The organism is Caulobacter sp. GW821-FHT10A06, assembly GCF_059415805.1.
Genome location: NZ_JBWKNY010000006.1, coordinates 42,446 through 62,437, shown reverse-complemented (window position 1 = coordinate 62,437; position 19,992 = coordinate 42,446). Strand labels below are relative to the sequence as shown.

Below are 19,992 nucleotides of genomic sequence, written 5' to 3'. Positions count from 1 at the left end.
CAAGCTCATTGGGCGCGGTTCCGGATCGACATCAGTAGCGGCATGACCTGATTCCGCCGAAGCGCGATGATCAGAACACCCAGCAAGGCCAGCGCCGCGCCGATCCCCATCCGCAGATCGAAGTGATCGTGGGTGATCAGCACGCCCAGCAGGATGGTGAAGAGCGGCGTCAGCAGGGTGAGCGGAGCGATCAGGTTGGCCTCGTAACGCTGGATCAGCCCGTAATAGGCCGTATGGGCCACGACCGAAACCACCAGGGCCGAGAACAGCACCGCGCCGATGAAGGGCCAGCCCGCCTGGACGCCGGCGGCGACCTGGCCCGGCTCCATGAAAGCGCTCATCGCCGCCAGCGGCCAGAACGACGAGAAGCCCACCCAGGCCTGGAACTGCAGCGGTTTCACGCCCTCGACCTGCTTCATCAGCACCGCGCCCAGCGAGCCGGTGAAGGCGGCCGCGACGATCAGCCAGAGGCCCGCCGACAGCTCCAGCCCCTTGGGGCTCCACATGACGACCACCGCGCCCAGCAGCGTCAGGGCGATGCCCAGGCCGCGCCGCCAGCGGATCTTCTCGCCCAGGATCAGCACCGACAGCAGGGTCGTGAACGGCACGCCGACCTGGATCACCACCGAGGCCGCCGACGGCGAGGCGGTCTGGAAGCCCATGAACAGCAGGGCGAAGTTGCCGCCGCCCATCAGCAAGCCCACCAGCACCATCCGCCAGGTCGGCCGCGGCGCGGGCAGCAGCCACGGCAGGGTCAGGATCGCGACGACCGCGAAACGCACGGCGGCGTAATACAGCGGCGGCACGCCCCAGTGGGCGACGACCAGCTTGGAAATGATGTTGCTGCTGGCCCAGACCAGGCAGACGAGGACCAGGATGCCGAAGTCGCGAAGAGACATGAAGTGACCCGATAGGCCGCAGTTGACGTTCGGTCAAAACGGTCGTTTGTTAGTGAACACTGTTCACATACAGCCACGCCGGGTCAACCGGCGGGCATCCAGACCGGGCGGGAAACGAAATGACCATGGAACATGTCGACGTCCTGATCGTGGGCGCGGGGCTTTCGGGGATCGGCGCGGCCTATCACCTGAAGAAGCACTGCCCCGGCAAGACCTATGCGATCCTGGAAGGGCGCGAGGCGATCGGCGGCACCTGGGACCTGTTCCGCTATCCCGGCATCCGCTCCGACAGCGACATGTACACCCTGGGCTACAGCTTCAAGCCGTGGAAGGCCGCCAAGGCCATCGCCGACGGACCGTCGATCCTGGGCTACGTGCGCGAGACCGCCCGCGAGCACGATGTCGACCGCCACATCCGCTTCAAGCACCTGGTCAAGCGCGCCAGCTGGTCCACCGAGACGGCGACCTGGACGGTCGAGGCCGAGCACGACGGGCAGATCGTCCAGTACAGCTGCGGCTTCCTCTACATGTGCGCCGGCTATTACCGGTACTCGGCCGGCTACACGCCCGACTTCCCCGGCGCCGACCGCTTCAAGGGCCAGGTCGTCCACCCGCAGCACTGGCCGGAAAATCTGGACTATGCCGGCAAGAAGGTCGTGGTGATCGGCAGCGGCGCCACCGCCGTGACGCTGGTCCCCGAGATGGCCCGCACCGCCGCCCACGTCACCATGCTGCAGCGCTCGCCGACCTATGTGGTCTCGCGTCCGGCCGAGGACGGGGTGGCCAACTGGCTGCGCTCCAAGCTGCCGGCCATGACCGCCTATGGCATCACGCGGTGGAAGAACGTCCTCTTCCAGATGCTGTTCTTCAACATGGCGCGGAAGAAGCCGGAGAAGGTCAAGGAACGGCTGCTGGGCATGGTGCGCGACCACCTGGGGCCGGACTACGACATCGGCACCCACTTCACGCCCCGCTACAACCCGTGGGACCAGCGGCTGTGCCTGGTGCCGGACGCCGACCTATTCGCCTCGATCAAGGCCGGCACGAGCTCGGTGGTCACCGACCATATCGAGACCTTCACCGAGGGCGGCATCCTGTTGAAGTCAGGCAAGACCCTGGAGGCCGACGTCATCGTCACCGCCACGGGCCTGCAGCTGCAGCTGATCGGCGGCATGGAGGTCGTGGTCGACGGCAGGACGGCCCAGCTGTCGGAGTCGATGAGCTACAAGGGCATGATGTTCAGCGACGTGCCGAACCTGGCCTCGGCGTTCGGCTACACCAACGCCAGCTGGACGTTGAAGGCGGACCTGACCAGCGAATATGTCTGCCGGCTGCTCAACAGCCTGGACCGCGCCGGCGCCGACTACTGCGTGCCGCGCATCGACGGGGCGATGGAGGTCGCGCCGTGGCTGGACTTCTCATCCGGCTACGTCATCCGCTCGATGGACCAGTTCCCCAAGCAAGGCCTGCGCAAGCCGTGGAAGGTGCACCAGAACTACGCCCTGGACCTGGTGGCCCTGCGCTTCGGCAAGGTCGAGGACGGGGTGATGGAGTTCGGGAAGAAGACGGGGGTGAAGGCGCAGCCCGTCACCGCCAAGGCCGCGTAACCCCTCTTTGTTTCCCTAGGCCTTGTGCCTAGGGCCCAGCGCTCCGCCCACTCTGCGCATCTCGATGAGCGCCGAGCCTGGCGGCGCCATGGGTCCTCGCCACAAGGGCGAGGAAGGCGGATTGTGGGTTGGCTGAGGGACAAGAAGTTTCCCTATCGAATTTGATAGGTTGTGAACTCCGGCCCCGCCCCCGACCTTTCTACGGGAAGGAGATCGCGTATGGCGCAACCGTCCTCGTACCTGGGCTGGAAGATCGACTACGCCAATCCGCCCGGCGAGCCCGCCTATCTGGACCCCGGCTCGATGCACTGGCGGGTCTACAAGAACCCGATCGCCCTGGCGGTCGGGGGCGTGGCCGCCGTGCTGCTGGAGTTCGCCGACGCGCGGATCCGCTCGGGCGTCTGGGACCACTCGACCTATAAGGTCGATCCGATCGGACGCTCCAAGCGCACCGGCATCGCCGCCATGGTCGGGGTCTATGGCCCACAGGCCGCCGCCCGGCGGGTGATCCAGGGCGTCACCAACATGCACACGCGTGTGGCGGGCCAGACGCCGAAGGGCGAGGCCTACAAGGCGCTGGATGTCGAGCTGCTGGACTGGGTCAGCGCCACGGCCGGCTACGGTTTCCTCAACGCCTATGACCGCTTCGTCGAACCGCTGACGCAGGCCGAAAAGACCCGCTTCTACGAGGAAGCCCACCCGATCGCACGGCTCTACGGGGTGAAGTACTCGCCCTCCTCCCAGGCCGACTTCATGGCGATGATGGACAAGCTCGCGCCCCGCTTCGAGCCGCACCCGATCGTCGGCGAGTTCCTGGACATCATCCAGTCGGGCCAGGCCGCGCCCGCGGCGCCGAAGTTCCTGCACAAGGCCCTGGCGCGGGCGTCGGTGTCGCTGCTGCCGCCGATCGTGCGCGAGCGGCTGCGACTGGGCGCCGAGTACGACCTGACCACCGTCGACCGCCTGGCCCTGAAGGCCGCCGGCCGGCTGGCCGAGAAGATCCCGGTGAAGAGCTCCCCGCCTAGCCAGGCCAGCGTACGCCTGGGGCTGCCGTACGACTTCCTGTACCGCAGCCGCGCCGAGCAGACGCGGCTGCTGGCCGCCTCTACTTCTTCAGGTACTTATCCAGGAAGTCCACGTACGCATCCGACGCCTTGATGCGGTTGTCGCGCTTGAGGAAGCCGTGGCCCTCGTCGGGGAACACGACGTACTCCACCGGCGTGCCGCCCGCCTTGACCTCGGCGACCAGCTCGTCGCTCTCGACCTTCAGCACGCGCGGGTCGTTGGCGCCCTGGATGACCAGCAGCGGCTTCTTGATGTTCTTGGCGTGGAACAAGGGCGAGATGGCGCGGTGGCGCACGCCGTCAGTGGCCGGGTCGCCCATCTCGTCATAGAGCGACTCCTTGAACGAGGCCCACCACGGCGGGATCGAGGTCAGGGTTCGCACCCAGTTGGTGACCCCGAAGATGTCGATGCCGGCGTCGAACACTTCGGGCTGGAAGGCCAGGGCCGCGGCGGTCATGTAGCCGCCGTACGAGCCGCCGACCACCGCGATGCCGTTGTCGGCGATCCAGTCCTGGCCCTGCAGCCAGGCCTTGGAGGCCACCACGTCCTTCAGGTCGACGTCGCCGTGCTTCTTGTCGTCGAGGTGGAAGAAGGTCTTGCCGTAGCCCGACGAGCCCCGGTTGTTGATCGCATAGACCGCGTAGCCGTGGTTCACCAGGTGCTGAACCATCGGGTTGTAGCCCTTGCGGCTCTGGCCGCCGGGACCGCCGTGGACCAGCACGATGGCCGGAACCGGCTTGGCGGCCGAGGCGTCCTTGGGCCGGTACAGCACGCCCGGCACCTCCAGCCCGTCATAGCTCTTGAACCGCGCCACGCTGGCCTCGACCAGGTCGCTCTCGGCGATGGCCGGGTTCTGGGCCTTGGTCAGGCGCTTGGCCTGGCCGGTCTTGAGGTCGGCCACGAAGATGTCGACCGGCGAGGTGTCGGAGGCCACCGCGACGGCGATGGCGCTTTCGTCGCGATTGAAGCGCACGGCGCCGATGTCGCCGTCCGGCAGGCCGGTCAGCTTCACCGCCTGGCCGGTCTTCTGGTCCAGCAGGGTCAGCTCAGTCGAGGCGTCGGCGTTCAGGGCCGAGACACGGTAGCGACCCGACTTGGAATAGCTGACGTCCTGGACGTCCCAGTCGGCCTTGATCAGCGGGGCCTTGGCGCCGCCGGCCAGGGCGTAGGTCCAGGCCTGGTTGAACTCGCCATGCTCGTCGGTGGCGAAGACCAGCGCCTTCCCGTCCGGCGTGAAGCCATAGACGTTGTACGAAACGTTGCCGGTGTGCGGCGTGATCAGCTTGGGCTCGCCCTTGGCCTTCAGGTCGACGAGGTACAGGTTGCCGTCGGCGCTGGTGCGCGGCTTGGACAGGGCCAGGGTCCCGCCATCCGGCGAGATGTCGCCCAGCTCGTAGCCCGCGTTCTGAAACACCAGGGTGCGGGCATAGGTCTTGGCGTCATAGGCGTAGACGTCGAAGGTCTTGGCGTCGCGCTCGTTGGTGTAGAGCCAGAAGTGATCGCCCGAGGCGCTCCAGCCCACGAAGCCGGCCTTGACCTTGTCGCCGGGCGTCAGGTCCTTCACCGCGCCATCCAGGCCGCGCACATAGACGTGGCTCAGCTCGTTGCCGCCGCCGTCGGCGCTGAACAGCACGCGGGCGTCCTTGGGAAACCAGCTGATGGCGAAGGTGGCGTTGGTGGTCGAGGTCGTCAGCGGCGTGGCCGCTCCACCGGCCACCGGCAGGCTGTAGACGTTGTAGACCCCGGTCTGGTCGCCGGAGATCAGCAAGCTCTTGCCGTCCGGCGAGAAGCTGAAGCCGGCGTCGGGCGCGGCCCGGTAGCTGGTGGTCTCGTAGAACGCCTTGGCGGAATAGGTCTTCACCTGGGCCAGGGCGGCGGGCGCGACGCCGCCCATCAGCAGCGCCGCGCACAGCGCGACCGACATCGAACGAAGCTTCATCGCCGTCCCCCCGATTGTTTGAGGAGGCGAGCTTAACCCTTGGCGGTTGGCTGGCAACCGCTCAACCGGAGACGTTTAGTCCTCATCGTCGAACGGCGCGTCGTCCTCGACCACCGCCGGCTTAGCCGCCACCTTCGGCGCCTTGCGCTTCACGAACCGCAGCGCGGTGTGGCTCTGCGAGAACGCGCAGACCTTGGTGTCGACAAAGCCCAGGCCGCGCACGGCCTCCAGGATCTCGACGTCCTTCAGCGGCGCGCCCTTGCCCTTCTGGGCCACGATCCAGATCGCGCCCTTGGGCCCCAACGCCCCTTCCCAGTCCTCGATGCGGTCGAAGTCGGCCAGGTCCTCGACGCCCAGGAACAGCAGGTCGACATCCTCCTCGGCCTCGCCCAGTTCGATGCGGGTCTCCAGCTCGGCGATGAAGGCCTCGTCCTCGACGCCGTCGACCACCACGGTCATGCCGGGCTTCACGCCCAGCTTGTCCAGGCGCGAGGGTGGGTTCTGGATGGCGTGCAGCCACTTCTCGGCCTGGCCGGGCTCGAGCGTGAAGCGGGTGCCGTCGCTGAGCACCAGGTCGTCGCCCTCGACACGCAGGTTACGCAGCGCATGGCCCTGATAGATGCCGCGCACCGCGCCGCGGAAGATCAGCTTGGGCGGCTCCCACAGCAGCTTGCCCTCGCTCTCGCCGTCGGACAGCTGGCCCCAGACGCCGCTCGCTTCCTTACCCATGCTTACTTGCCTTCGAACTTGGGCTGACGCTTCTCGAGGATCGCGTCGACGCCTTCCATGTGGTCTTCGGTGTGGTGAGCGATGGCCTGGGCGGCCGCGCTCATCTCCATCAGGGTGTCGTAGCTGGCGGTCTGGCCGTGCTTGAGCAGGCTCTTGGCCATGCGCAGGGCGTGCGGCGGCTGCTGGGCGATGCGGGTCGCCAGGGTCAGGGCCTCGTCCATCAGCGTCTCGGCCGGAACCGCCTTGCTGATCAAGCCCCAGTCGGCCGCCTTGGCCGCGTCGATGACGTCGCCGGTGAACAAGAGCTCGGCCGCGCGGCTCATGCCCACGGTGCGCGGCATCAGCCAGGCGCCGCCGTCGCCGGGGATCAAGCCCAGCTTCAGGAAGGTCACCCCGAACTTGGCGGTGTCGGCGGCGATGCGGATGTCGGTCATGCAGGCCACGTCGCAGCCCAGGCCGATCGCCGCCCCATTCACCGCCGCGATCGACGGGACCTCCAGGCCATAGATGGCCCGGACGATGCGGTGGATGTTCTTGCGATAGCCATCACGCACGGCCACGCCGTTGCCGCCGAACGCGCCCTCGCGAGCCTTCATCGCCTTGACGTCGCCGCCAGCCGAGAAGGCCTTGCCCGCGCCGGTCAGGATCACGCAGCGGATGTCCTGGTCGTCGTTGATCGCCTCGCACGCGGCGGCGACCTGATCACCGTCGCCCGGCGCGCCCAGGGCGTTCATCGCCTCGGGCCGGTTCAGGGTCAGGATGGCGATGTGACCGCGCTTTTCGGTGAGGATGAGGGACAAAGGGGCGCTCCTGCTGTGCTTCTTTTGATTTTCCCCTTCCATAGACGGGTTTTCCCCCGCCGTGCAGCCTGACGCGACGATACAGCCGGGCCGATCGGGTCGATCACGAAAACGCGATTGGCGCGGCGGCTCGACCCGACATTGAAATGACTTCTGGGACGATGACGAGGCTGCGGCGAATGACCGAGCACGCGAAGGCCCGACACGTGTTGATTATCGAGGATGAAATCCTCGTCGCGTTCGAGGTCGAAGCTCTTCTGGCGGAGATGGGCTTCACGAGTTTCGATATAGCCGACAGCGCCGCTGACGCGCTGCAGCTTGCCATCGCCAATCCTCCTGATCTCATAACCGCCGACTACCGCATCGTGGGCGGCACCGGGCTCGAGGCCGTCGAGGCCATCGAGAGCCGGCTGGGGCGCATCCCCGTGGTCTATGTCACCGGCAATGCCGACCAGCTGCGCGGTCGTGTCCAGCCGATCGTCGACAAGCCGATCTCGGCGCGCGTGCTGGCGGAGGCCTGCGCCAGAGCCTCTAACGCTTAGAGCGCCTCTAACGCCTAGAGGTTGTCCCCTCCCCGCCTTGGGCCTAGAAGCTCAGGCACGGGAGGACGCGATGCACGAGATCACCACCGTCGAAGCGCTCGAGGCGCTGTACCAGCCTCAGCCCGTGCCGGCCTCGACCGTCAAGGTCACCGACCACATCACCCCGCACTATGCCGCCTTGATCGAGGCCTCGCCGTTCGTGGCCCTGGCCACGGTGGGGCCTGGGGGCCTGGACTGCAGCCCCCGCGGCGACCTGCCGGGCTTCGTTCGGATCGCTGACCCGAAGACCCTGATGCTGCCCGACCGGCGCGGCAACAACCGCATCGACAGCCTGCGCAACATCGTCCGCGACCCGCGCGTGGCGCTGCTGTTCCTGATCCCCGGCTCGGGCACCACCTTCCGCGTCAACGGCCGCGCGGTGCTGAGCACGGATCCGGCCCTGCTGGACAGCTTCGCGGTCGACGGCAAGTCGCCGCGCACGGTAATGGTCGTGACGGTGGAAGAAGCCTACTTCCAGTGCGCCCGCGCCATCGTCCGCTCGGGCCTGTGGAAACCCGAGAGCCACGTCGACCCGGCCAGCCTGCCCACGCCCGGCGCCATGCTGGCCGCCGTCACCGCCGGCGAGGTCGGCGGCGAGACCTACGACCGCGAATGGCCCGGCCGCGCCGCCAAGACGATGTGGTGAGCCCTACTTCGCCGCGAACCGCTTGAAGAAGCTGGTCGGCAGCCATTCCGGACGCTTTTCCGTATCGGCGATCTCGCGGATCATCGTGGCCATGTAGGCGTTGAAGCGCACCGCCGTCGGCAGGTCGAAGGGCTGGGACAGGTCGTCCTTCGGGCCGTGATAGCGCTCGGCGCGCCACTGGCGGTCGCCGGCCGCCTCGGGCGAACCCACCGGGTGGGCCAGACGCCCGGCCAGGGCCGGCACGCCGGTTCGGATGAAGCTGTATTGGTCCGAGCGGACGAAGGCCAACTGGTTCGGGGCCGGGTCGGGCATGACCGCGAAACCCTGGCTGGCGGCGGCGCGGCGGGCCACGGCGCCCAGGGTCGACTCCTCCTCGCCCATCACGATGATGGCGTTGGCCGGCCGCGAGGGCATGAACATGTCCATGTTCACATTGGCCACGATCGCGCCCTTGGGCACGGTCGGCTTCTCGGCGAAGTACTGCGAGCCCAGCAGGCCCTGCTCCTCGGCCGTGACGGCCACGAACAGGATCGAGCGCTTCGGCGCTGCGCTTGCCTTCAGGGCGGCGGCCTGCTCCAGCAGCGAGGCCACGCCGCTGGCGTTGTCCATGGCGCCGTTGTTGATCGCGTCGCCGTCGATCGGCGTGCCGACGCCCAGGCCGTCCAGGTGAGCGGTCAGGACGACATACTCCTTGGACAGCACCGGGTCCGAGCCCGGCAGCATCGCCGCCACATTGGGCGACACGGCTTTGGTCGTCGCGCGGCTGACCGTGGCCCGGACGCTCTGGTTCAGGGCGAAACCGGGCACGGCCTTGCCGGCGTCGGCCATGACCAGCAGTTCCTCCAGCGTATGACCCGAGGCGGCGAACAGCTTGCCGGCATGGGCCGGGTTCATGGCGGCGGTGAACAGCTCGCCCCTCACCGGGTTCAACGCCGGATCGGCCAGCCGCATCGCCGGCTCGACAGCGCGCAGCTTGGAGCGCTCCCACGGGATCTCGACCTGCTTGGGGTTCTGGATGGTGATCAGGCCGATGGCGCCGGCCTTCTGCAGCGGCTCCCAGCGCTCGCGGGCGGCGTGGGCGCGCAGCGAGCCGGGAACGTTCGACGGCCCACCGCTCAGCACCACCGCCACCTTGCCGCGCAGGTCGACGCCGGCGAAGTCGTCGTGGCCGGCCTCCGGCATGTGCAGGCCGTAACCGATGAACACCAGCGGCGCCTCGGGCAGGCTGGCCGGCTGGGCGATGCGGGCGGAGAGCACCAGATCCTCGCCCAGGACCAGCGGCGCGGCGACGCCGTCCTTGACCAGGGTGACGCTGGATTTGTCGGGGAAGATCCGCTGCACCGCGAACGCCACGGGCTGGAGATAACCGTCGGTCCCGGCGGGCTTCAGGCCCATGGCCGAGAAGCGGCCGGCGACATAGGCGGCGGCGCGGTCGTAGCCAGGCGTGCCGGCCAGGCGGCCTTCCATGTTGTCGTCGGCCAGCACCTTGACGTGCGCCCACCAGCGCTCGGTGGCGGGAAGATCGGCGGCGCAGGCCGAGCCGGCGGCAGCGAGGGCGGCCACCAGGGCCAGGGGCGTGAGCTTGATCATGACCCGACTTTCCAAGCGACCGCTCAAGCTGGCAAGACCTCGTTCGTCGAACAACGTCAGTCGCGCGTCGAGGAGGGTTGTGGGCGCTAACTCTCCTCGATCTGGCGCTCGTCCTCGCGGCTGATCGAGACCTCCTCGAAGTCCAGCTCCTCCTGCAGGATCAGGAAGGCGTCGGCGCCGACCTCGCCGGACAGGCGCAGCTCTTCCAGCCGCAGGCGCTGGCCGTGGATGGCCTTCAGGCCAATGGCGCGGCGGGCCTCCAGCGGACCGGTGGCCGGCGGGAAGCCGGTCGGCACGGCGGCGAAGCGATAGCGCCAGTGGTCGACGGCCTCGCCCGTCCGGCCGTCCAGCACCCGCAGGGCCGCGCCGGCCAGATCGCCGCGCAGGCGGACCAGCTCCTCACCCAGGGCGTCCTCGCGATCCAGGCCCATCAGGCGGATCAGCGGCGTCAGGGTCAGGCCCTGCAGCACCAGGGTCGCCAGCACCACGGCGAAGGCGGTCAACACCACCAGGTCGCGCTGCGGGAAGTTGGCCGGCAAGGCGAAGGCTGTCGCCAGCGTCACAAGGCCCCGCATGCCGCACCAACCGACCAGAACGCCGTGCTTGAGGCTGGGCATCGGATAGCCGCCGCGCAGGCTGTGGAACTGCTGGGCCAGGCGGATATAGACCAGCACCCAGACCATCCGCACGACGATCAGGGTGGCGACCACCAGGGCGGCGAAAACAGCCGCGTCCATCAGCCGGTCGCGATCCATGGCCAGGACGATGGTGCGGGCCTGGAAGCCCATCAGAAGGAAGGCCACCACGTTCAGCAGGAACACCGCCGAGGTCCAGACGGCGAAGCTGTGGATGCGCATGCGCGGCGGCGTGCGCATGGCGGCCGTGCTGGCGACGGTCATGGCGAAGGCCACCAGGCACAGCACCGGCGACACGCCCAGCCGCTCGGCCAGCACCCAGCAGCCGAACGCGACGACGAACTCCATGACATTGCCGCCCAGGGTGCCGGTGACGAACGGGCTGAGGAACCGCAGCACCCGCGCCAGCAGCATGCCCAGCAGGACACCGCCCGGCGCGGCCAGGCCGAGCTTCACGCCCAGGGCCGGATCGATGCCGCCCTGCGCCTGGAAGGCCAGGGCCGCCGAGAATAGCAAGAGGGCCGAGGCGTCGTTCAACAGGCTCTCGCCTTTCAGCACCGCGATCGAGCCGCGTGGCATGCGCACGCTACTGAGCACGGCGGTGGCGGCCGCGGCGTCCGGCGGGGCGACGATCGCGCCCAGGGCCACGGCGGCGGCGATCGGCAGGCCGGCCATGGCCACGCCCAGCCAGGCCACCGCTCCGGCGCTGAGCGCCACGGCCACCACGACCAAAGCAAACAATGGCCGCCACAGCTTGCGGATGTCGGCTATCGGAAAGTCGAAGGCCGCGTCGACCAGGGCCGGCGCCAGGAACAGGGCGAGCGCCGTGTGCGGCTCGATCGAGATGTTCGGCGCGCCGGGCACCAGCGCCAGGCACACCCCGGCCGCGGCCAGCATGGTCGGATACGGCGCCTTGATGCGCCGCGAGACCTGCAGCAGCAGGACCGCGATGCCCACCAGGGCCAGCAGGCTTTCGAAGAAACTCACGCGGCGCGCTCCGAACGGTCAGGCATCGTAGCGGAACCCTTCGACATTCTCGTTGGCGACCGGCGCCTCCAGGCTCTTGCCGACGGCGATCCTGGACAAACGCACGTCGCGGACCGGCAGGGTGGCCTCCCCCTTGATACGACACACAAACTTGGCCTCCTCGACCCGCACGTCGCGCATCACCAAACCCTGGATCGGCGTCAGGCGGCGCTCGTAGGTCGGAACCAGGTTGCGCCACTGGTAGAGGACATCGGTGTCGACGCTCAGCACCCCGCCGACGATCTTGGTGGCGCTGACGTTCTCGACGACGATGTTGCGGACATAGCCGCCGCGACGCTCGTTGGTCTTCACGAACAGGATGTTGTTGATCGGCACGGCCCAGCCGTCCGCGCCCTTGCCGTCGCCTGTGAAGTGGCAGTTCTGGACGAAGACGTTCTCGATCCCGGCCGACAGCTCGCTGCCGATGGCCATCAGCTGGTGGCCGTTCAGGATCTTGCAGTCGCGCATGACGATGTTGCGCGAGGGTGTGCCTAGCCGCCAGGCGTCCTGGTCGCGGCCCGACTTCACCGAAACGGCGTCGTCGCCCTGGTCGAAGACGCAGTCCTCGATCAGCACGTTCTGGCTCATCTCAGGATCGACGCCGTCGTTGTTATGGCCGTGGGCGCGGATCTTCACCCGCCGGATCACCACGTCGGTGCAGAGGAACGGATGCAGCACCCAGAACGGGCTGTCCTCGATGCTGATGTCCTCGACCAGCACGTGGCGGCAGCGGTTGAACTGGATGAACTGCGGGCGGAGGTTCGCCTCCCCCGCCGTCATCTGGCGCTCGGCCACCGGCTCGCCCTTGGCGCTGGCGTGGTAGAGCTGCACCAGGGCGTCCATGTGCGGCTTGGGCCGCGCGTACCAGATCTTCCAGACGTCCAGCTTGGCCTTCAGCTGCCCCAGCCCGGTGAGCGCCACGTTCTCGCAGTCATAGGCATAGACCAGCGGCGAATAGTTCCAGCACTCCAGCCCCTCCCAGGTGGTCAGGACTGGCGGCAGGTAGTCGGCGGGTTTCTCGGAGAACAGCAAGGTCGCGCCCTTGGCCAGGTGCAGGGCGACGTTGCTCTTCAGATGGATCTTGGCCGTCGGCCAAGTCCCCTCGGGCACGACCACCACGCCCGAGCCCGCCGCATTGGCGGCGGCAATAGCCTGAGCAATGGCCGCGCTGGTCTTGTCCTGGTCGCCCTGATCGGCGCCGAAGTCGGTGATCGGGAACCGCCGGCTGCGCGAGAAGTCCGGCACGCCGATGCTGGGCATGTCGAACGGCGCGGCCGGACGGATCAGCTTGCGCGGCGCCGCGGCCGCGATCGCCGGCGTCAGCAAGGCCAGGCCCGCCAGGCCTCGTCGCGTCAGGTCCCCAACCATCGATCTCTCCGACTCTTTCCGTCAGGACAACCGATCAGCGGCCAATTACCAAGACAAAAGCGGCCCCGGAGTTTCCCCCGGGGCCGCTCGAAAACACAACAGTCCCCCTGCCGGGCCGCTTTAGTCGTCGCGGTGGACGCGTTCGCGGCGCTCGTGCCGTTCCTGGGCTTCGACGCTCATGGTCGCCGTAGGGCGAGCATCCAGTCGAGCCAGGCCGATGGGCTCGCCCGTCTCCTCGCAATAGCCGTAGGAGCCGTCCTCGACTCGGCGCAGGGCCTGGTCGATCTTGGAGATCAGCTTCCGTTGACGATCGCGGGTACGGAGCTCAAGAGCCCGGTCGGTTTCCGAGGACGCGCGATCAGCCAGATCGGCGTGGTTCTCGGTTTCTTTCTGGAGATGAGTGACCGTTTCGCGAGATTCGCGAAGGATCTCTTCTTTCCATGCCAGCAGCTTTTGCTTGAAATACTCAAGCTGCCGTTCGTTCATAAAAGGCTCGTCCTCGGAAGGACGGTAACCAGACTTCTCAACAAGAACAGTGGCCGTTTGCATCAACGCCTCACGCCCCAATGAACTCAGCCCTTAAGGGCTGCGTGCTTATAGCAAAAGGTGAGCCGCGTTCAATGAACCTCGCGTGAGTGGCGCGTTCATGGCGCGCCCCTCGCTCGCGAAGGCCATTTCCACGGCGCGGACAGGTATAAAACGCGCGAGAAAGCCAAGCGTGGCAGGGAAAAACCGCTTTCAGGTTCCCCGCCTCGCTCATCTCAGTGGCCCCGGCTCTGCAGCTTGGCCAGCTCGACGGCGGCGCGCGTCTCGATCTCGTTGAGGATCCCCTCGAGTTTGGGATCGTCGGTGTTCTCGCGCTGCTCGCGAATGGCGCGGGTCAGGCGGTCCAGGGTGCTGGGCGTGATGTCGCCGTCGATCAGGGCGATACGGACCTCACCCAGGATGTCCAGGATCTGGTCGGCGCGGCGGACGGCGCGCTTCTTGCGCTCCAGAGGGCTGCCGACGGCGCCCATTTCCTGCAGCGCCAGAAGAGCGTCGACCGAGCCGACGCCGGTCAGGCCGCCCACGGACGTGGCGCCAACGGCGCCGGCGGGGGCTGCGCTCACGGACGGAAGGCTAAAGCCCGTCGATCCGCCGGCGGGCTTGGCCCGCGACGCGCCAGTCGACGAGACGCCCCCCGTGCTGGAAACCTTCATCCGACCGCTCCAAAAGCTCTCATGCGCGAGTCACTTTTCTCATCGCACGAAACATAGTGCGTCCGCGCGCTTGAAGTATGGTTAATGCCGGGCAGATTCTGCCGCCGGGCGCCGGGCGGACCACCGCCAAATCCGGAATCCCTTGAGTCATAAGGCCTTCAAAGTGGCCCGCTTCTGGCAAGAGGCGGCGCGGGGATCGTCCCCCGCTACGGAATTGCCATGTCGCGTTCATTCTTTCGCACCGTCCTGACCGCCCTCGCCGTCGCCTCGGCCTTCGTCGCCGCGCCGGCGATCGGCAAGTCGCGCATCAAGGACATCGTCGCCTTCGAGGGCGTTCGCGAGAACCAGCTGATCGGCTACGGCATCGTCGTGGGCCTGAACGGCTCGGGCGACAGCCTGCGCAACGCGCCGATGACCAAGCAGAGCCTGGAAGCGATGCTGGAACGTCAGGGCGTCAATGTCCGCGATGGCAACCTGAACACCAAGAACACCGCCGCCGTCATGGTCACGGCCAGCCTGCCGCCGTTCTCGGCCGCCGGTTCGAAGCTGGACGTCACTGTTTCGACCCTGGGCGACGCCAAGAGCCTGCTGGGCGGCACCCTGCTGGTCACCAGCCTGCAAGGCGCGGACGGCCAGACCTACGCCGTGGCCCAAGGTTCGGTGCAGACCGGCGCCATCGCGGCCGGCGGCGCCTCGGGCAGCTCGGTCACCAAAGGCGTACCGACCGCGGGTCGGATCGCCGGCGGCGGCGTCATCGAGCGCGAGACCGGCTTCCAGATGGTCAACATGGACATCATGCGCCTGACCCTGCGCAATCCGGACTTCACCACCGCCCGCCGCATCGCCGACGCCATCAATCAGAAGTTCCCCGGCTGCGCCCAGGCCCAGAACCCGACCATCATCGCCACCCGCGCCCCCGCCAACACGGACATGATCACCTTCATGACCAACATCGAGAACCTGGAAGTCGAGCCCGACGGCCCGGCCAAGGTGGTGATCGACGAAGTGGCCGGCGTGATCGTCATGGGCGACGACGTCCGCATCAGCCAGGTGGCCATCGCCCAAGGCAACCTGACCATCTCGGTCCAGGAAAGCCCCGCCGTCAGCCAGCCGGCCCCGTTCAGCCAAGGCCAGACCGCCGTCGTCCCGCAGTCGACCGTCAATGTCGACGAGGAGAAGGGCAAGAAGCTGGTCACCCTGGGCGGCTCGCCGTCGCTGAAGGGCCTGGTCGGCGGCCTGAACGCCTTGGGCGTCACGCCCCGCGACATGATCTCGATCCTGCAGGCCGTGAAGGCCGCGGGCGCCCTGCAAGCCGACATCGAGGTGATGTGATGAGCGCCTTCGACACGATCTCTACCTTCGTCCCGCAGTTCGGCGCGGCCGCCGCCACGGTGAAGACGGCCGCCAAGGCGGTGCAGACGGCCGGCGCGGCGGTTAAAGGCGCGGTTGAGGATACGACCAAGGACACCGCGGCCCGCAAGAAGATCGCCGACACGGCCAAGACCTTCGAGGCCTCGTTCCTGTCGGTGATGATGCAGCAGATGTTCGAGGGCGTGAAAACCTCGGAGCCCTTCGGCGGCGGCAACGGCGAAGAGATGTTCAAGTCGATGATGACGGACGCGATGTCCAAGGAAGTCACCAAGGCCGGCGGCGTCGGCCTCTCCTCCGTCATTCAGCGCGAGATGCTGAAGATGCAGGGCCTGAAGGAGCACTAAGCCATGGCCATCGCCGCCCTCGACGCCGACGATCGCGTCCACCAGCTGACCCTGCTCACCGAGCGCCTGACCGACCTGATCGCCAAGGAGGCCACGGCCTTCGAGAACCACCGCCCGCACGAGGCGGCGCAGTACGTCGAAGAGACGGCCAAGCTGGCCAATGTCTATCGGCACGAGTCGATGCGCGTTCGGCACAGCCCTGCCCTGGTCGAGGCCGCCAAGCCCGAGCTGCGCCAGCGCCTGCTGCGCGCCACCGAGGCCTTCGACGCCGTCCTGGCCCGCCAGGCCCGCGCCGTGAACGCCGCCAAGACCGTGACCGAGGGCCTGGTCCACGCCGTCGCCTCGGAAATCGCCAGCCAACGCGCCGCCCCGGCCACCACCTATGGCTCCGGCGGCATGGTCAACGATCGCCCGGCCATGGGCTCGGCGATCACGCTGAACCGCAAGGCTTAGGGGGCCGAAACCTCGTCCTTCGACAGGCTCAGGATGAGGTTTCTACTGATACGCCTGCCTTGATCCTCATCCTGAGCCTGTCGAAGGACGAGGATCACGCACGGCCTATCCGATCAGTTCGAACACCGCCGCCGTCCGCTTAACCCCCGCGGCGTCGCCGAAGTCCGCCACCGGATACTCGGCCAGCACCGCCAGCCGCTCGGTCGGCAAGGGCGCGCGGAAGGGGTCGCCGATCAGCACCACGATCCCGGCCAACACGCAGAGCCGCAGGAAAGCCTCGACCCGCGTCGCCAGGTCGGGGTCGTAGAAGAGATCGCCCACTAGCATCAGCTCGACGTCCGGCGGATCGCCGCCCAGCAGGTCGGCCTGCTCCACCACGATCGCCACGCCGTTAGCAGCGGCGTTCAGGCGCGCGGCCGTGACCGCATAGGGATCGACATCGACCGCCCTCACCTCGCCCGCACCGGCCAAGGCGGCGGCGATGGCGACCAGGCCCGAGCCCGAACCTAGGTCCAGCACACGCTGGCCAGCGACGACCTCGGGATAGTCCAGGACATGCCGCGCCAGCGCGAGGCCCCCGCCCCACGGCCGCGCCCAGTACGGTGAGCCGAAGTCCGGATCGGCGTCGGCCAGGCGCATCAGGCCGCTGCTCGGTCCCGCGCGGTGCAGACGGATCTCCGGCACGCCCGGGACCGGTTCGAGCGGCAGGCGCTGCTGGATGAAAGCTTCCAAGTTCACCGGCGGACTTAAGCCCCTAGTGCGCGCCGTCGATCAACCGCTTCTTGCGTCGATGCAGGCTGGCGGCCACCGCGATCAGCACCAGCGGAACCAGGGCCGACATCAGGTGCTCGGCCACCCCGTGCAGCCAGGGCTTCAGCAGATAGCCGAGCAAGCCCAGCACGTAGTAGCCGACCGCGAAGATCGACAGCCCCTCGACCAGGCCCTGCAGCTTGGTCTGCAGTTGCAGGCTGGCGTCCATGCCGCGCAGGGTCTCCTGGTTCTGGCGATCTTGAGCCAAGCCCAGCTTGGTGCGCAGCAGGTCGCCGCTGCGGGCGATGCGCAAGGACAGGTCGTCCAGCCGGCGGTCGGCCGCCTCTCGCGTGCGCATGGCCGGTAGCAGGCGGCGGGCGATGAACTCGCTCATGGTCGAGTGGCCGGGCACGCGGCGCTCGCGCAGGGCCTCCAGCCGGTCCAGGGTCAGGCGGTGGTAGGACTCGGTGGCCCCGCGCCGGAAGCGGCTCTTGGCGGCGCGCAGCTCGACCTCGGCCGACAGGGCCAGCAGGTGGTCGAGGACGCTCTGGCTGTCCTCGCCGGCGGCCAGGCCGCTGGTGATCGCCGCCAGCCGCGCCTCGGCCCCGTCCAGCCAGGCCAGCAACTCGCGGGCCGGCGGGAAGCCGATCAGGGCCAGCTTCCGGTAGTTGCCGATCTCCAGCAGGGTCTGCACCAGGCGCGAGACCTCGTCATGGGCCAGGCTGACATTGCGCACATGGATGCGGCCCGTGCCGCCTTCGCGCAGGCGAAAGTCGGTCCAGATCCGCGCGGCGCCGTCGAACACCTCGCACGAGACGCAGCGGGCCAGGTCGATGTGGCCGCCCAGGTCGGTTTCGGAAGGCGGCTCGGCGCCGGGGGCCGAGACCGAGATCTCGACGCCCCGGAACACCTGGCCCGGCGCGCCGTCCAGCCAGAAGGCGCCCGGCTGGGGCTGGAAACCCAGGTCGTGTCCCAACGGCCCGTAGGCGAACCAGGTCCAGGTCGAGAATTCCTGGTGACGTTCCCACAGCCAGCCGCCGTCTTCGCCTTCGACGACGACCCGGCCCAGCGCGGGGTCCTGCCCCGGCGCGAACAGGGAAACGAAACCTGCCTCCGCCGAGCGGTCATCGGGCTCGACCAGATAGACCCACTGGCGCAGGCGGACCGGCGCGCGGTCCAGCGGCAGCGCCCGCAGGTGCATCAGTTCGCTTAATGTCACCCGAAGCGGGTGGTCCCGACCGCCGTCCATTTCTGTCCTCGCCCTGCGTTGCCGGGTCATCGGATCGAGTCCAATGTTACCGGTCACATAGACTTAGCCGAGGGCGATGCTCCGTTCAATGCCGATCGCCGTCAGGAAGTCGGGATCGTGGCTGACGACCAGCAGCGCCCCGTCATAGCCCGATAGCGCCGCCTCGACGGCCTCGATCGAGGCCAGGTCCAGGTGGTTGGTCGGCTCGTCCAGGATCAGCAGCTGCGGCGGCGCGGCCGCACACAGCACGCAGGCCAGGGCCGCCCGCAGGCGCTCGCCGCCGCTCAGCGTGCCGGCGACCTGATGGGCGGCGGTGTTGCGGAACAGGAACCGGGCCAGCGCCGCATGGGCGTCGTTCTGGGTGGCGGCTGGGTTCAGTCGGCGGAAGTTCTCCAGGATGGTCTCGTCATCGGCCAGCAGCGCCGCCCGCTGGTCCAGCAGGGCGACGGGGACGGAGAGCTTCACCACCCCCGAGGTCGGCGAGAGGTCGCCGGTCGCCAGCCGGATCAGGGTCGTCTTGCCCGTCCCGTTCGGCCCCGACACCGCCACCCGCTCAGGCCCGGCGAGGCGGAACGACAGGCCGTCGATCACTGTCGTCCCGTCCGGCCAGGCGAAGCCGACCGCGTCGAAGGTCAGCGCCGTCCGCCCCTCCGGCAGGCCCGACGACGGCAGGTCGAAGCCCAGGGTGCGGGCGCGCTCGACACGGGCCTCGGCCGAGGCCTTCGCCTCCGCCGCCTGGGTCGCCAGCTTGTCGGCCAGCTTGCCTTCACGCGCGCCGCTCATCTCGGCCCGCTCTGCCATCATGCCGAGAATGATCTTCGGCGTCCCGCCCCGGTCGGCGAAGCGCTTGCCGGCGGCGTCGCGGCGGTCCTTGCGCTCGCGAGCGACCTGGGCCTCGCGAGCGACGCGGCGGACTTCCTTCTCGGCGTGGTCCAGGTCGCGTTGAGCGGCCTGGGCCTCCTCGGCCTTGCGCTCGGCATAGAGGTCCCAGCCGCCGCCGTAGGAGCGCGCGCCCAGGGACGACAGCTCGACGATGCGGTCCATGCCGCGCAGCAAGGACCGATCGTGGCTGACCACCACCGCCCCGCCCTTCCAGCGGGCCAGCACCTTGGCGACGATCCCGCGCGCCTCGGCGTCCAGGTTGTTGGTCGGCTCGTCCAGCAGCAGTACGTCGGGCCGGGCTATCAGCAGTCGCGCCAGCCCCGCCCGCGTCGCCTGCCCACCCGACAGCGCCGCCGCCGGTCGCTTGACGTCGAGGCCCGAGAGGCCGACATCGGCCAACGCCTGGTCCAGCCGCGCCGGCAGCTCCCAGTCGGCCTCGGAGAGGTCGGTCTCGTCGCCCTCCCCGCGCTCGATACGTGATAGGCGATCCCAGTCGAGGCCGACGCCCAACAGGTCGACCAGTCGCGCCTCGCCGGAGACGTCTGGCGTCTGGTCCAGCGTCGCGACCGCGCCCGTCCGCGCGACGGTCCCGGCCAGCGGCGAACGCGCACCGGCGATCAGCGCCAGCAAGGTCGACTTGCCCGCGCCGTTGCGCCCGACGAGGCCGATACGCTCGGCCCCGATGGACAGGTTCAGATTTTCGAAGAGCGGCCGGCCGTCAGGCGTGGCGGCGGAAACGGCATCCAGAGTGACGAAGGACATGCGAACCCACGGTCAGGGAAACGGGAAGGACGAAGCGGTCTTCCGTCTTGCTGATCATGGTTGCCTCCATCGGTTGGGAGCGCGGCTTCTACGCCCG

At 68.4% G+C, this 19,992-nt stretch carries 20 protein-coding genes and 1 pseudogene; 7 read left to right on the top strand and 14 right to left on the bottom strand.

Going from position 1 to position 19,992, the window contains the following annotated elements:
- Window positions 1–5 precede the first annotated feature (5 nt).
- Window positions 6–899 (bottom strand): DMT family transporter, encoded by an 894-nt coding sequence (locus AC07NF_RS18395; RefSeq protein ID WP_494629561.1) that lies wholly within the window; start codon window positions 897–899, stop codon window positions 6–8.
- A 119-nt stretch (window positions 900–1,018) separates the two neighbouring features.
- Between AC07NF_RS18395 and AC07NF_RS18390 the strand changes: the two genes are divergently transcribed.
- Window positions 1,019–2,506 (top strand): flavin-containing monooxygenase, encoded by a 1,488-nt coding sequence (locus AC07NF_RS18390; RefSeq protein WP_494629559.1) that lies wholly within the window; start codon window positions 1,019–1,021, stop codon window positions 2,504–2,506.
- Window positions 2,507–2,725: 219 nt separating this feature from the next.
- A complete protein-coding gene (locus AC07NF_RS18385; RefSeq protein WP_494629556.1) occupies window positions 2,726–3,664 on the top strand; it encodes an oxygenase MpaB family protein in 939 nt (312 codons plus the stop codon).
- Here the strand turns inward: AC07NF_RS18385 and AC07NF_RS18380 are convergent.
- The 3 genes from AC07NF_RS18380 to AC07NF_RS18370 all read right to left on the bottom strand — a co-directional run bounded on the left by AC07NF_RS18380 (window position 3,612) and on the right by AC07NF_RS18370 (window position 7,039).
- Window positions 3,612–5,510 (bottom strand): S9 family peptidase, encoded by a 1,899-nt coding sequence (locus AC07NF_RS18380; RefSeq protein WP_494629552.1) that lies wholly within the window; start codon window positions 5,508–5,510, stop codon window positions 3,612–3,614. The two genes, AC07NF_RS18385 and AC07NF_RS18380, sit on opposite strands and share 53 nt — an antisense overlap.
- Window positions 5,511–5,585: 75 nt before the next feature.
- Window positions 5,586–6,239, bottom strand: a complete 654-nt coding sequence (locus AC07NF_RS18375) for a DUF3052 domain-containing protein (RefSeq protein ID WP_494629550.1) — start codon at window positions 6,237–6,239, stop codon at window positions 5,586–5,588.
- A 2-nt stretch (window positions 6,240–6,241) separates the two neighbouring features.
- Complete coding sequence (locus AC07NF_RS18370; protein WP_494629548.1) at window positions 6,242–7,039, bottom strand: crotonase/enoyl-CoA hydratase family protein; 798 nt, start codon at window positions 7,037–7,039, stop codon at window positions 6,242–6,244.
- A gap of 179 nt (window positions 7,040–7,218) precedes the next feature.
- Here AC07NF_RS18370 and AC07NF_RS18365 point away from each other — a divergent pair, with 179 nt between their 5' ends.
- Entirely contained in the window at window positions 7,219–7,581 is a 363-nt protein-coding gene (locus tag AC07NF_RS18365; protein ID WP_492817053.1) for a response regulator, read from the top strand.
- A gap of 70 nt (window positions 7,582–7,651) precedes the next feature.
- The gene (locus AC07NF_RS18360) at window positions 7,652–8,266 is read left to right on the top strand and encodes a pyridoxamine 5'-phosphate oxidase family protein (protein ID WP_494629546.1); all 615 of its coding nucleotides are present in this window, start codon (window positions 7,652–7,654) and stop codon (window positions 8,264–8,266) included.
- 3 nt (window positions 8,267–8,269) lie between these two features.
- On the opposite strand, the gene AC07NF_RS18355 is transcribed toward AC07NF_RS18360, so the two are convergent.
- From AC07NF_RS18355 to fliX, 5 genes are all read right to left on the bottom strand, one after another.
- Window positions 8,270–9,856 carry a M28 family metallopeptidase gene (locus AC07NF_RS18355; RefSeq protein WP_494629544.1) on the bottom strand — a complete coding sequence of 529 codons (1,587 nt, stop codon included), beginning with the start codon at window positions 9,854–9,856 and terminating at the stop codon, window positions 8,270–8,272.
- An 86-nt stretch (window positions 9,857–9,942) separates the two neighbouring features.
- Window positions 9,943–11,478 (bottom strand): cation:proton antiporter, encoded by a 1,536-nt coding sequence (locus AC07NF_RS18350; RefSeq protein WP_494629542.1) that lies wholly within the window; start codon window positions 11,476–11,478, stop codon window positions 9,943–9,945.
- An 18-nt stretch (window positions 11,479–11,496) separates the two neighbouring features.
- Window positions 11,497–12,885, bottom strand: a complete 1,389-nt coding sequence (locus tag AC07NF_RS18345) for a glycoside hydrolase family 28 protein (protein WP_494629539.1) — start codon at window positions 12,883–12,885, stop codon at window positions 11,497–11,499.
- A gap of 120 nt (window positions 12,886–13,005) precedes the next feature.
- On the bottom strand, window positions 13,006–13,434 hold the full coding sequence (gene dksA, locus AC07NF_RS18340) for an RNA polymerase-binding protein DksA (RefSeq protein ID WP_291877972.1): 429 nt from the start codon (window positions 13,432–13,434) through the stop codon (window positions 13,006–13,008).
- A gap of 212 nt (window positions 13,435–13,646) precedes the next feature.
- A complete protein-coding gene (gene fliX, locus AC07NF_RS18335; RefSeq protein WP_492817063.1) occupies window positions 13,647–14,084 on the bottom strand; it encodes a flagellar assembly regulator FliX in 438 nt (145 codons plus the stop codon).
- A gap of 219 nt (window positions 14,085–14,303) precedes the next feature.
- Here fliX and AC07NF_RS18330 point away from each other — a divergent pair, with 219 nt between their 5' ends.
- From AC07NF_RS18330 to AC07NF_RS18320, 3 genes are read left to right on the top strand one after another with little or no spacing between them, the layout of a single operon-like run.
- Window positions 14,304–15,416 (top strand): flagellar basal body P-ring protein FlgI, encoded by a 1,113-nt coding sequence (locus tag AC07NF_RS18330; RefSeq protein ID WP_494629536.1) that lies wholly within the window; start codon window positions 14,304–14,306, stop codon window positions 15,414–15,416.
- On the top strand, window positions 15,416–15,799 hold the full coding sequence (locus tag AC07NF_RS18325; protein ID WP_492817067.1) for a rod-binding protein: 384 nt from the start codon (window positions 15,416–15,418) through the stop codon (window positions 15,797–15,799). The genes AC07NF_RS18330 and AC07NF_RS18325 overlap by 1 nt, the downstream gene beginning before the upstream one ends.
- 3 nt (window positions 15,800–15,802) lie before the next feature.
- Window positions 15,803–16,252, top strand: a complete 450-nt coding sequence (locus AC07NF_RS18320) for a flagellar basal body protein (RefSeq protein WP_494629532.1) — start codon at window positions 15,803–15,805, stop codon at window positions 16,250–16,252.
- 9 nt (window positions 16,253–16,261) lie between these two features.
- On the opposite strand, the pseudogene AC07NF_RS18315 reads toward AC07NF_RS18320, so the two are convergent.
- From AC07NF_RS18315 to AC07NF_RS18295, 5 genes and pseudogenes are all read right to left on the bottom strand, one after another.
- Window positions 16,262–16,350, bottom strand: a pseudogene (locus AC07NF_RS18315) (hypothetical protein); the annotation flags it as partial.
- A gap of 7 nt (window positions 16,351–16,357) precedes the next feature.
- Window positions 16,358–16,990, bottom strand: coding sequence for a class I SAM-dependent methyltransferase (locus tag AC07NF_RS18310; protein ID WP_494629530.1), 633 nt, complete (start codon window positions 16,988–16,990; stop codon window positions 16,358–16,360).
- Window positions 16,991–17,006: 16 nt separating this feature from the next.
- Window positions 17,007–18,281 (bottom strand): DUF3422 domain-containing protein, encoded by a 1,275-nt coding sequence (locus AC07NF_RS18305; RefSeq protein ID WP_494629528.1) that lies wholly within the window; start codon window positions 18,279–18,281, stop codon window positions 17,007–17,009.
- A 33-nt stretch (window positions 18,282–18,314) separates the two neighbouring features.
- Window positions 18,315–19,895: an ABC-F family ATP-binding cassette domain-containing protein gene (locus AC07NF_RS18300; protein ID WP_494629526.1), complete on the bottom strand. Its 1,581-nt coding sequence runs from the start codon at window positions 19,893–19,895 to the stop codon at window positions 18,315–18,317.
- A complete protein-coding gene (locus AC07NF_RS18295) occupies window positions 19,852–19,965 on the bottom strand; it encodes a hypothetical protein (protein WP_454714702.1) in 114 nt (37 codons plus the stop codon). Before AC07NF_RS18295 ends, AC07NF_RS18300 begins: the two co-directional genes overlap by 44 nt.
- Window positions 19,966–19,992: the final 27 nt, after the last annotated feature.